The 12,080-nt window shown below is 61.3% G+C and carries 11 protein-coding genes; 3 read left to right on the forward strand and 8 right to left on the reverse strand.

What is annotated here, in order from left to right:
* Window positions 1-10: 10 nt before the first annotated feature.
* The 5 genes from pcaF to pcaR all read right to left on the reverse strand — a co-directional run bounded on the left by pcaF (window position 11) and on the right by pcaR (window position 5,457).
* Entirely contained in the window at window positions 11-1,216 is a 1,206-nt protein-coding gene (gene pcaF / locus HBO11_RS25060; protein WP_169955540.1) for a 3-oxoadipyl-CoA thiolase, read from the reverse strand.
* Window positions 1,213-1,992, reverse strand: a complete 780-nt coding sequence (locus HBO11_RS25065; RefSeq protein WP_169955515.1) for a CoA-transferase subunit beta — start codon at window positions 1,990-1,992, stop codon at window positions 1,213-1,215. Before HBO11_RS25065 ends, pcaF begins: the two co-directional genes overlap by 4 nt.
* The gene (locus HBO11_RS25070) at window positions 1,992-2,849 is read right to left on the reverse strand and encodes a CoA transferase subunit A (protein WP_169955514.1); all 858 of its coding nucleotides are present in this window, start codon (window positions 2,847-2,849) and stop codon (window positions 1,992-1,994) included. Before HBO11_RS25070 ends, HBO11_RS25065 begins: the two co-directional genes overlap by 1 nt.
* A 241-nt stretch (window positions 2,850-3,090) precedes the next feature.
* The gene (locus HBO11_RS25075; RefSeq protein WP_170059005.1) at window positions 3,091-4,437 is read right to left on the reverse strand and encodes an MFS transporter; all 1,347 of its coding nucleotides are present in this window, start codon (window positions 4,435-4,437) and stop codon (window positions 3,091-3,093) included.
* Between the two features lie 177 nt (window positions 4,438-4,614).
* Window positions 4,615-5,457, reverse strand: coding sequence for a pca regulon transcriptional regulator PcaR (gene pcaR / locus HBO11_RS25080; protein WP_029297080.1), 843 nt, complete (start codon window positions 5,455-5,457; stop codon window positions 4,615-4,617).
* Between the two features lie 540 nt (window positions 5,458-5,997).
* Between pcaR and HBO11_RS25085 the strand changes: the two genes are divergently transcribed.
* On the forward strand, window positions 5,998-6,198 hold the full coding sequence (locus tag HBO11_RS25085; protein WP_169955512.1) for a hypothetical protein: 201 nt from the start codon (window positions 5,998-6,000) through the stop codon (window positions 6,196-6,198).
* Between the two features lie 330 nt (window positions 6,199-6,528).
* Entirely contained in the window at window positions 6,529-8,004 is a 1,476-nt protein-coding gene (locus HBO11_RS25090; protein ID WP_115127556.1) for an inorganic phosphate transporter, read from the forward strand.
* Between the two features lie 147 nt (window positions 8,005-8,151).
* Here HBO11_RS25090 and ccoM read toward each other — a convergent pair whose 3' ends face one another.
* The 3 genes from ccoM to HBO11_RS25100 all read right to left on the reverse strand — a co-directional run bounded on the left by ccoM (window position 8,152) and on the right by HBO11_RS25100 (window position 8,970).
* Window positions 8,152-8,268: a cytochrome c oxidase subunit CcoM gene (gene ccoM / locus HBO11_RS28770; protein ID WP_029297086.1), complete on the reverse strand. Its 117-nt coding sequence runs from the start codon at window positions 8,266-8,268 to the stop codon at window positions 8,152-8,154.
* Between the two features lie 143 nt (window positions 8,269-8,411).
* The gene (locus HBO11_RS25095; protein ID WP_169955511.1) at window positions 8,412-8,570 is read right to left on the reverse strand and encodes a hypothetical protein; all 159 of its coding nucleotides are present in this window, start codon (window positions 8,568-8,570) and stop codon (window positions 8,412-8,414) included.
* 58 nt (window positions 8,571-8,628) lie between these two features.
* The gene (locus tag HBO11_RS25100) at window positions 8,629-8,970 is read right to left on the reverse strand and encodes a hypothetical protein (protein WP_029297088.1); all 342 of its coding nucleotides are present in this window, start codon (window positions 8,968-8,970) and stop codon (window positions 8,629-8,631) included.
* Window positions 8,971-9,188: 218 nt separating this feature from the next.
* Here HBO11_RS25100 and rapA point away from each other — a divergent pair, with 218 nt between their 5' ends.
* Entirely contained in the window at window positions 9,189-12,035 is a 2,847-nt protein-coding gene (gene rapA / locus HBO11_RS25105) for an RNA polymerase-associated protein RapA (protein WP_169955510.1), read from the forward strand.
* Window positions 12,036-12,080 lie beyond the last annotated feature (45 nt).

Here is a 12,080-nt window from a genome sequence, read left to right on the forward strand (position 1 = left end):
CTTGTAAGTCTCAAACGCGTTCGATCGCCAGCGCCAGGCCTTGGCCGACGCCGACACACATGGTCGCCAGGCCTTTGCTGCCGCCGGTTTTTTCCAGTTGATGCAGTGCGGTCAACACCAGGCGCGCACCGCTCATGCCCAACGGGTGGCCCAAGGCAATGGCGCCACCGTTCGGGTTGACCTGCGGCGCATCGTCCGCCAGGCCCAGTTCACGCAGCACCGCCAAGCCCTGGCTGGCGAAGGCTTCGTTGAGTTCGATCACATCAAAGTCGCTGACCGCCAGGCCCAGGCGCTCCACCAACTTGCGCACCGCAGGCACCGGGCCGATGCCCATCACCCGGGGTTCGACCCCGGCACTGGCCATGCCCAACACCCGGGCGCGGGCGGTCAGGCCGTGTTTTTTCACCGCTTCAGCACTGGCCAAAATCAAGGCGGCCGCACCGTCGTTGACCCCGGAAGCGTTGCCGGCAGTGACGGTCTTGTCCGGGCCGTTGACCGGTTTGAGCTTGGCCAGGGCTTCAAGGGTGGTGTCGGCACGCGGGTGTTCGTCGTGCTCCACCAGGGTCTCGCCTTTTTTATGGGCGACCCGCACCGGTACGATTTCTTCGGCAAAAAAGCCAGCGGCCTGGGCAGCGGCAGTGCGCTGCTGGCTGCGCAAGGCAAAGGCGTCCTGGTCGGCGCGCGAGACGCTGTAGTCATCCGCCACGTTGTCAGCGGTCTGCGGCATGGCATCCACGCCGTACTGCGCCTTCATCAATGGGTTGATAAAGCGCCAGCCGATGGTGGTGTCTTCCAGCTTCATGTTGCGCGAGAACGCCGCATCCGCCTTGCCCATTACGAACGGCGCCCGGGACATCGATTCGACGCCACCGGCAATCGCCAACTCCATTTCGCCACTGGCGATGGCGCGAAAGGCGGTGCCGATGGCGTCCATGCCCGAGGCGCACAAACGGTTGAGCGTGACACCAGGGATGCTCGGCGGCAGGCCGGCCAGCAGCGCGGCCATGCGCGCCACGTTGCGGTTGTCTTCGCCGGCCTGGTTGGCGCAGCCGAGGAACACTTCGTCGACCGCGGTCCAGTCTACCGACGGGTTGCGCGCCATCAGTGCCTTGATCGGCAAGGCCGCCAGGTCGTCGGCGCGCACCGTGGACAGGCCACCGCCAAAGCGGCCGATGGGGGTGCGGATGGCATCACAGATAAACACGTCGCGCATCAGGCTTCTCCTGGGGTTTGGCCATGGGCGGCGGCCGTACGGGCTTCTAGGTCGCGCAAGGCGTTCAGTTCGATGTCGGTGGGTTCGGCGCTGATGCTGAGCTGGTCGGCAAAGCGGATCGCCCAACCAGTGGCGGCAACCACTTGCTCGCGAGTAACGCCGGGATGCAGGGCGGTGACCACGAATTCGTGAGTGCCCTCCTCCGGCTCCATGATGCACAGGTCGGTAATGATTCCTACGGGGCCTGCGCCCGGCAGGCCGAGGCGCTTGCGCGAATCGCCGCCTTCGCCATGACCGACCGAGGTGATGAAGTCCAGTTTGTCGACAAACGAACGGGACGACTGCTTGAGGATGATCAGCACGCTCTTGGCAGAACCGGCGATTTCCGGCGCGCCACCGGCACCCGGCAGGCGCACCTTGGGCTGGTGATAGTCACCGACCACGGTGGTGTTGATATTGCCGAAGCGGTCGACCTGGGCCGCACCGAGAAACCCGACGTCGATGCGCCCGCCTTGCAGCCAGTAGCGAAAAATCTCACCGGTGGGGACTACCGTGTCAGCAGTTTCCGCCAATTCGCCATCACCAATGGACAGCGGCAATACCGAGGGCTTGGCGCCAATCGGACCGGACTCATAGATCAACACCACATCCGGCGAAGACGTCAGGCGTGCCAGGTTGGCGGCCTTGGACGGCAGGCCAATACCGACGAAGCATACCGAGCCGTTTTTCAGGCGGCGCGCGGCGGCGACGGTCATCATTTCATTGGTCGAGTAAGTCATTACTTGGCCTCCTGCACGGCCGCCAGCTTGGCCTGGAATTGACTGAAGTCAGCGGTGCCATGGATGTATTCATCGATCCAGGCGGTAAACGTCCCACGGTCCCGAGCGATTGGGTCCCAGGCTTGATAGAAGCGATTGTCACGCTCGGTGTAACCGTGGGCGTAGGACGGATGCGCGCCACCCGGGACATGGCACACCGCGGTCAGGGCCCAGGTCGGCAGCACGCAGGCGTTCATCGGGGCGTTGAGGTCATCGACGATTTCTTCGACGGTGACAATGCAACGCTTGGCCGCCAATGCCGCCTCTTTCTGCACCCCGAGGATCCCCCACAACAGCACGTTGCCCTTGCGGTCGGCCTTTTGCGCATGGATCACGGTGATGTCCGGGCGCACCGACGGCACCGCCGCCAGCACTTCGCCAGTGAAGGGACAGGTCACGGTCTTGATCAGCGGGTTGACCTTGGGCAAGTCGGAACCGGCATACGCCCGCAGCACAGCAAACGGCAGGCCGGATGCGCCGGCCACATAGGCGTTGGCCAGGTCCGCATGGCTGTGTTCTTCGATCTCCAACGGTTGCGGCCATTGCTTCTCGACCGCGTCCCGCAGGCGGTGCAGGGACCCTACGCCAGGGTTGCCGCCCCAGGAGAAAATCAACTTGCGCGCACAGCCGGCCCCGATCAGTTGGTCGTAGATCAGGTCGGGCGTCATGCGTACCAGCGTCAGGTCTTTCTTGCCCTGACGAATGATTTCATGACCTGCCGCTGTAGGGATCAGGTGGGTAAAGCCTTCGAGCGCGACGGTGTCGCCATCATTGACGAACTGCTTTACCGCATCAGCCAGCGAAAGGATTTCAGCCATGGGGTTGGGCTCCCGATGTAGGTCGAAAAAGGCGCTGGAGGCAGCGCCGAAGTGCTTGAAGAGTAAGCCGGGGTCAGGGGCCAAACAATCCGATAATCGACTAACCGTTCGATAATCGAACAGATTGTTGCCTGGCTATCAATCACCTCAAATCCCCTGTAGGAGCCGGCTTGCCGGCGATGGCGATCCTGAAATCACTGCAAGGCTCCAAGGCCTCATCGCCGGCAAGCCGGCTCCTACATCAGGTGGCGTCGGCGTGGCTGACGAAGCCCTTGATCAGCACCGCCGTGGTGGCCAATGCAGCGGGAATCACCAACGCCGTCAGTACCTGCTCGAAATTCCAACCCAACCCCAACAGCGTGGCGCCCATCCACGCGCCGAGGATCGCGCCAAAACGCCCAATCCCCAGCATCCAGGACACCCCGGTCGCCCGCCCCTGGGTCGGGTAAAACCGCGCAGCCAGCGAAGGCATGGCCGATTGCGCGCCGTTGACACACATCCCGGCGATCAACACCAGGGTGGCCAGGAGAGTGATGTTGCCCAGGCTCTGGCCCACCGCGTAGGCAAACACCCCCGCCAGTAAGTAGAAAGTACCGATGACCTTGTGCGGATTGAACCGATCCATGGCCCAACCCACGCCCACAGCGCTGAGCACGCCACCAAACTGGAACAGCGCTCCGATGAACGCTGCCTGTTCCATGCTGGCGCCGCTGTCGCGCATCAGGGTCGGCAACCAACTGGTCAACAGGTACACAATCACCAGGCCCATGAAGTAAGTCAGCCACAGCAACAGGGTGCCGGCGCTGTAGGTGCCGGAGAAGATCACCGCGAACACATTGCGCGCCTTGACGGTTTTCTGTTCCGGGACACTGAAGCTGGCGGCCTGGGCGACGGTGACCGAGTCGATGGGTGCCAGGGCCTTGCGCACCTTGTCCGTGCCGCGATTGCGCACCACCAGGTAGCGCGCCGATTCCGGCAACCACAGCACCAGTACGCCTACCAGGATCAATGGCAGGATGCCGCCGAGCAGCAGCAGGCTGTGCCAGCCGAACATCGGGATCAGCTTGGCCGAGATAAACCCGCCACCGGCCATGCCCAGGTTGAAGCCGCAGAACATGCTGGTCACCAGCAACGATTTATGACGCTCCGGGGTGTATTCGGACAGCAGGGTCGTCGCATTCGGCATACCGGCGCCAAGGCCCAGGCCGGTCAGGAACCGCAACACCAGCAGTTGATCAACGTTGCTGCTGTAGGCCGAAGCCAGGCTGAACGCGCCGAACACCAGCACCGCGCCCACCAGCACCACCTTGCGCCCGAAACGGTCGGCCAAGGGCCCGGAGCCCAGGGCACCAAACACCATGCCGATCAACGCGGCGCTCATCACCGGGCCGAGGCTGGCACGGTCGATGCCCCAATCCTGGGACAGCGCCGGCGCAATAAAGCCCATGGCCGCGGTGTCCAGGCCGTCGAGAAAGACAATCAGGAAACACAGGATCACCACCCGCCATTGATAGCGGGAAAGCGGTTGCGCATTGATAAAGGACTGCACGTCCAGACACGTACCAACAGAAGGCGAAGGCTGATTCATTATTTTTATTTCCACACCGATGGCGGGCGGACGACGTTGAGTCGTCATTATTATTGGGGCGAAACCAGAACTGCGGCGGTAGGCGCCGTCGCGGTCAATCACGCTGCCGCGACATTAATAAGCCAGGGCAAACACCGTCAATTCGTCAAACCGGGATCTGTGCGGTCACCGAACAGCTTAAGCAAACAGCTGGGCGCTCAGCTCCTGGCTAGCAGAGAGCATGCTCGGCAGGAAGCGCTGCTCTAGTTCGCTACGGCTGACCCGCCCGGCGTGGGTGCTGACGTTCAGCGCGGCCAGCACCTGGCCAGACGCGTCATACACCGGCACGGCAATGGAACGCAGGCCCTGCTCCAGTTCCTGGTCGACAATGCACCAGCCTTGCTGGCGCACTTGCTGCAGGCATTCAAGCAAGGCTTCGGGGGTGGTCAAGGTGCGGCTGGTCTTGGTTTGCAGGTCGGCATGGTCGAGGTAGTCCTGCAACGACGCATCATCCAGGGCGGCCAGCAGTATCCGGCCCATGGAGGTGCAATAGGCCGGCAGCCGGCCACCGACCGACAGATCCACCGAGATCAGGCGCTGGGTCGTGGCGGAACGGGCGATGTAAAGGATGTCGTCACCCTCCAGGGTCGCCATGTTGCAGGCTTCGTGCAGTTGCTCGCTCATGCGGTCCAGGTAAGGCTGGGCCGAAACCGCCAGGGGCGTGGAAGACAGATAGGCATGCCCCAGGGTCAAGACCTTGGGCAATAGGGAATAGGTGCGCCCGTCCGTGGTGGCGTAGCCGAGCTTGATCAAGGTGTGCAGGCAACGTCTGACGGCAGCGCGGGGGATTTCCGTGCGGTGGCTGATCTGCGCGATGGTCAAGTGGCGCTTGCGCTCTTGGAATGCCTGGACCACCGCCAATCCGCGGGCCAGGGAGGTCATGAAATCCGGATCGCCGGTAAACGCCTGGATGCGCTTGGCCGGAGACGCAACGATCGGCGGCGCCACTGAGGCAAAGGAGTTGCGCAATTGATCGTTCATTTCAGGTCCTTTCTCTTATTTTCGACCGCCATTACAAGCCGGCAGGCAACGGATGTACAAGGCAAGGGCGCCAACATTGGGCGATTATCGGACGGTGATTCGATAATCGCAATTTACAGCCAGGTTGCGCCGAGGATGCCGCTGCACTGAACAATTAATGCCAAGCTTAACTTCAACTGTCACATGCAGGTAATTAAGCAAGTGTGGCGCCAAGTTCTCGACACTATTGGTCTGATGTTTCAAAAGGCAAAGTTGACGATTTTTAACTTGTTGGCGATAGTCTTATCCAAATGCGCCGCTATAATGCACCCTGTGACAATGTAGAGCTGGCCTGACGCGTGATCTTCGATCCCGCCGAACCTGGCCTTTGCCTTGTCCAGGCCTTGGTCGCAAGTACCCAGCCCTGAAAATCAAAACTGTTGCTACGACAGTTGTTCTTCCCCGGTGCCGTGGCCGCGTGTAATACAGAAGTGGTAGATCGTTGCCCTTTACTGATATCGCGCTTCACCGGAATCAAACTCAACTCAATTAGGTAACAATGTGACGAAAGACGAACTGCGCGCGGAACTTGAGCGCCAGGAACAACGTTACAAGGATGTTTACGGCGGGGAAGTCACCACCTACGCCGCCCAACCAGAGCCGGAGCGCAAACCATGGCGCAAACGAGCCAGCCTGCTCGACCAGGCGTTTGCCCAGGAAATCCAAAAGATCGAAAAGGACCTCAAGACCGAAGAGCCATAAGCCTGTCGGACTGAGCCTTCCTGGCAACTCATTGCCCTGCCAGCACCTCCTGGCAGGGGCGCCTTGGGCATGCCCTCCAATCGTCAGTTTCGGCGACCTTGCGAAATTTCATACAAGCGTTTCAGACACTTTACCCAAAGTGTCGCACCCCGCTCTGCCCCCTGTATTCTTTACAAATCAATGAGTTGCCAAACCCCCGAAATATCTGGTAGCCGCACCCCGCTGCCAAACTAATTCGTTGAAGAATGTTACCGGCGAGCAGCTAGTGCATAGATTACTGAGGTTTTCTGGCATAATCGCGCCCCCTTACGACCGGGTCATAAAACCTTCATGATCGATTTATTCAGCGGACTGGATGCCTGGGTTCTTGTGAGCCTATTGCTCGCCCTCGCCTTTGTCCTCGCCTTCGAGTTCATCAATGGCTTTCATGACACCGCTAACGCGGTGGCCACAGTCATCTATACCAAAGCGATGCCGCCGCACCTGGCCGTATTCTTTTCCGGGGTGTTCAACTTCCTTGGCGTGTTGCTCGGCGGGGTAGGCGTTGCCTATGCCATCGTGCATCTGCTGCCGGTGGAGTTGCTGATCAATGTCAACACCGGCCATGGCCTGGCCATGGTGTTTTCATTATTAGCCGCGGCCATCACCTGGAATCTCGGCACCTGGTACTTCGGGATCCCGGCATCCAGTTCCCACACCCTGATCGGTTCGATCCTCGGTGTTGGCCTGGCCAATGCCCTGATCAACGACATTCCGCTGGCAGACGGGGTCAACTGGCAGAAAGCCATTGATATCGGTGCCTCGCTGGTGTTCTCGCCCATGGCCGGCTTCCTGGTCGCAGCCCTGGTGTTGATTGGCCTTAAATGGTGGCGTCCGCTGTCCAAGATGCACAAGACTCCGGACCAGCGCCGCAAGCTCGACGACAAGAAACACCCGCCGTTCTGGAACCGCCTGGTACTGGTGATTTCCGCGATGGCCGTGAGTTTCGTGCATGGTTCCAACGACGGTCAGAAAGGCATCGGCCTGATCATGCTGGTGCTGATTGGTATCGTGCCCGCGCAGTTCGTACTCGATCTGGGCAGCACCACTTACCAGATCGAGCGAACCCGCGACGCCACCCTGCACCTCAACCAGTTCTACCAGCGCAACCACGAAACCCTCGGCGAATTCCTTGCCCTGGGCAAAAGTGTCAGAGACGACCTGCCCGGCAAGTTCCGTTGCAACCCGCAACAGACCGAACCGACCATCAACGCCCTTCTTGGCACATTGAAGGGTGTATCCGACTACCACTCCTTGACCTCCGAGCAGCGCATTGAAGTCCGTCGCTACCTGCTGTGCCTGGACGATACCGCGAAGAAAGTCGGCAAGCTGCCAGGCCTTGATTCCCGCGAGAAGTCGGACCTGGAAAAACTGCGTAAAGACCTGACTGCCACCACCGAATACGCCCCGTTCTGGGTGATCCTTGCCGTAGCCCTGGCCCTTGGCCTGGGCACCATGGTGGGCTGGAAGCGCGTGGTACTGACCATCGGCGAGAAAATCGGCAAGCAGGGCATGACCTATGCCCAGGGCATGTCGGCGCAAATCACCACCGCCACCATGATTGGTTTTGCCAATATCTTCGCCCTGCCGGTGTCCACCACCCACGTGCTGTCTTCGGGTGTGGCCGGGACCATGGTCGCGAACAAGAGCGGCCTGCAAGGCGGCACCGTGAAGACCATCCTGATGGCCTGGATCCTGACTCTGCCGGCCACGGTGAGCCTGTCGGCCGGGTTGTTCTGGCTGGCGTCCAAGGCGTTGGGCAGTTAACCGACAACGCAATTAAAAAAGGCGTGACCTGCGAGGGTCGCGCCTTTTTTTTGTGCTTCTGTGGGACAGGGAGCTAAATACCGGGCAAAAAAAAGGGCGACCGAAGTCGCCCAAAATGCCTTGCGTGCTCATGTAACCCGGAAAAACCTATGGTTTTTTACGCTTGTTCGCGTCTTTCCAGATAAAAAATCCAAACCCTACAAAAAACAGCACCATGAGGCCGACAGTCAGCACCCCGGCAAAAACCACATTATCGAAAAACATGACCGGCCTCCTGCTCTTGCCCTGTTGCGATGGGGCTAAGTTAACCAAGAAGTCGGGGGGAGAAATTGACGGGGATCAATGTCGCCCGCAACGGGGCGTAAAGAAGGGAAATAACTGACCTGAATCAACAGATTCAGGGCATTTCAGCGCTTTTTGCCTTTGTTTTTCGACTTTTTCTTCGCCTTGCCCAACGGCATGGCCTGCTCGAACGCCTGGCGCACGTCATTAAGGCGCTTGTCATTGAGGTCATGGACCCGTTTGACCCGCTCGGCATTCAGGTCGATCAGCTTGTCGTCACTCATGGCATGGCTTACGTGGTGGCTGGAGTGCCTCAATAATGCGGCCTGGCCCGCCCGGGGGTCAAACCTCGACGTCCACCCACAACCCCTGGCGGGGTGCGTCCTCGATCAGCGGCGCGACCGGTACCGTATTGTCGGCGTTGAGCTCATCACCCGGGATGGCCAGGTGCTGCTCGGGATCTTCGTCGGCCTCGCGCCGGCGTTTTTGCTGTTCCTGCTGGCGTCGTTGTTCCTCACGCAGCATCAGGGTCGATTGCTCGGCGTCGCGGTGCTTGAGGTCGATGGTGCTTTCGTTGGAGCTCGGCTGCGCAGGCACCACCGGCGGGATATCGGGCTTTGGGCGCACGGGGTCGAGTTGTGACGTGACCGGCACAACACTCAAGGGCAAGATCGGTGGCAGCATAATTATTAGTCTCCTGTCAGCAGGCTGTCGGCTGGTGCACTGGCGACTTGAGCCTGGGGCCGCCAACTTGTGACCCAGTCGTCAGTTACCCGTGCCCTGCCACCCGTCGAATCGCCCTCTTTGATCCCTGCAAGCGGAGTAGTTTTTGTCAGAGTCCTTTGGCTGGGGGCCTTGTTCCGTTAGAATAGTCGGCTTTTTCACGGCGGGAGTCAGGCAGCATGGCGCAGCAGTATCAACCGGGGCAACGCTGGATTAGTGACAGCGAAGCAGAGCTGGGGTTAGGCACCGTTCTCGCACAGGACGGCCGCTTGTTGACCGTGCTCTATCCGGCCACTGGCGACACCCGCCAGTATGCGCTACGGAATGCGCCCCTCACTCGCGTGAGGTTTTCGCCGGGTGACACCATCACCCACTTCGAAGGCTGGAAAATGACCGTGCGCGAGGTCGACGATGTCGACGGCCTGCTGGTCTACCACGGCCTCAATGGGCAGAACGAGCAGGTCACCCTGCCGGAAACCCAACTGTCGAATTTCATCCAGTTCCGCCTCGCCAGCGACCGTCTGTTCGCCGGCCAGATCGACCCGCTGGCCTGGTTCTCCCTGCGCTACCACACCCTGGAACACACCAGCCGCCAATTGCAGTCCGCGCTCTGGGGCCTGGGCGGCGTACGTGCGCAGCCGATTGCACACCAATTGCACATTGCCCGCGAAGTCGCTGACCGTATCGCGCCACGGGTGCTGCTGGCCGACGAAGTGGGCCTGGGCAAGACCATCGAAGCCGGCCTGGTGATCCATCGCCAACTGCTGTCCGGGCGCGCCAATCGCGTGCTGATCCTGGTCCCGGAAAACCTGCAGCACCAATGGCTGGTAGAGATGCGCCGGCGTTTCAACCTGCAGGTCGCGCTGTTCGACGAAGAACGTTTTATCGAGAGCGATGCCAGCAACCCGTTCGAAGACACCCAGCTCGCGCTGGTGGCGCTGGAGTGGCTGGTGGACGACGAAAAAGCCCAGGACGCGCTGTTCGCCGCCGGCTGGGACTTGATGGTGGTCGACGAAGCGCACCACCTGGTCTGGCACGAAGAAAAAGCCAGCGCTGAATACCAACTGGTCGAGCAACTGGCCGAGACCATTCCCGGCGTGCTGCTGCTGACCGCAACCCCGGAACAACTGGGCCAGGACAGCCACTTCGCCCGTCTGCGCCTGCTGGACCCGAACCGTTTCCACGACGTCAAAGCCTTCCGCGCCGAGAGCGAGAACTATCGCCCGGTGGCCGAAGCGGTCCAGGAATTGATGGACAAGGGCCGCCTCTCGCCGGCCGCGCACAAGACTATCCAAGGGTTCCTCGGCAACGAAGGCGAAGCGCTGCTGGCTGCCGTCAACGATGGCGACACCGAAGCCAGTGCGCGCCTGGTGCGTGAGCTGCTGGACCGTCACGGCACCGGCCGCGTGCTGTTCCGTAACACCCGCGCCGCGGTGCAAGGCTTCCCTGAGCGCAAGCTGCACGCCTACCCGTTGCCGTGCCCGGACGAGTACCTGGAACTGCCGTTGGGCGAGCATGCCGAGCTGTACCCGGAAGTCAGCTTCCAGTCGCAACCGGATATAGAAGAAGAAAACCGCTGGTGGCGCTTCGATCCGCGCGTCGAGTGGTTGATCGACCAGTTGAAGATGCTCAAGCGCACCAAGGTCCTGGTGATCTGCGCCCACGCCGAAACCGCCATGGACCTGGAAGACGCCCTGCGCGTGCGTTCCGGCATCCCGGCCACGGTGTTCCACGAGGGCATGAACATCCTCGAGCGGGACCGCGCCGCCGCCTACTTCGCCGATGAAGAGTTCGGCGCCCAGGTGCTGATCTGTTCGGAAATCGGCAGTGAAGGCCGCAACTTCCAGTTCGCCCACCACCTGGTGCTGTTCGACCTGCCATCGCACCCGGACTTGCTGGAGCAACGCATCGGGCGTCTGGACCGGATCGGCCAGAAGCATGTGATCGAACTGCACGTGCCGTACCTGGAAACCAGCCCGCAAGAGCGGCTGTTCCAGTGGTATCACGAAGCCCTGAACGCCTTCCTCAATACCTGCCCGACCGGCAACGCCTTGCAGCACCAGTTCGGCCCGCGCCTGCTGCCGCTGCTGGAAAATGCCGACGACGGCGAATGGCAAGCGCTGATCGACGAAGCCCGCGCCGAGCGCGAGCGCCTGGAAGCCGAGCTGCACACTGGCCGCGACCGTTTGCTGGAGCTCAACTCCGGTGGCGCTGGCGAAGGTGACGCACTGGTCGAGGATATCCTGGAGCAAGACGACCAGTTCACCCTGCCGATCTATATGGAAACCCTGTTCGATGCGTTTGGCATCGACAGCGAAGACCATTCGGAAAACGCGCTGATCCTCAAACCCAGCGAAAAAATGCTCGACGCCAGCTTCCCCCTTGGCGACGACGAAGGCGTGACCATCACCTACGACCGCAACCAGGCGCTGTCGCGCGAAGACATGCAGTTCATTACCTGGGAGCACCCGATGGTCCAGGGCGGTATGGATCTGGTGCTGTCCGGCTCCATGGGCAACACCGCCGTGGCACTGATCAAGAACAAGGCGCTCAAGCCGGGCACCGTGTTGCTGGAGCTGCTCTACGTCAGCGAAGTAGTGGCGCCGCGTTCGCTGCAACTGGGTCGCTACCTGCCGCCGGCAGCACTGCGCTGCCTGCTGGATGCCAATGGCAATGACCTGTCGGGCCGGGTGTCCTTCACCACTCTGAACGACCAGCTGGAAAGCGTGCCCCGGGCCAGCGCCAACAAGTTCGTACAGGCCCAGCGCGACCAACTGACGCCTCGGATCAACGCCGGCGAAGAGAAAATCGCCCCGCGCCACGCCGAACGTGTGGCCGAGGCGCAACGCCGCCTGGCAGCGGACACCGACGAAGAGCTGGCGCGCCTGACCGCCCTGCAAGCCGTCAACCCGACCGTGCGCGACAGCGAACTGGTTGCCCTGCGCCAACAGCGCGAGCAAGGCCTGGCCATGCTCGACAAGGCGGCGCTGCGGTTGGAGGCGATTCGGGTGTTGGTCGCCGGTTGATCCGCGCCCTGCCCTGATGAACAAAAAGGCCCGCGCAATGCGGGC

This window comes from Pseudomonas sp. WS 5010 (genome assembly GCF_012985565.1).
Taxonomy (GTDB): Bacteria; Pseudomonadota; Gammaproteobacteria; order Pseudomonadales; family Pseudomonadaceae; genus Aquipseudomonas.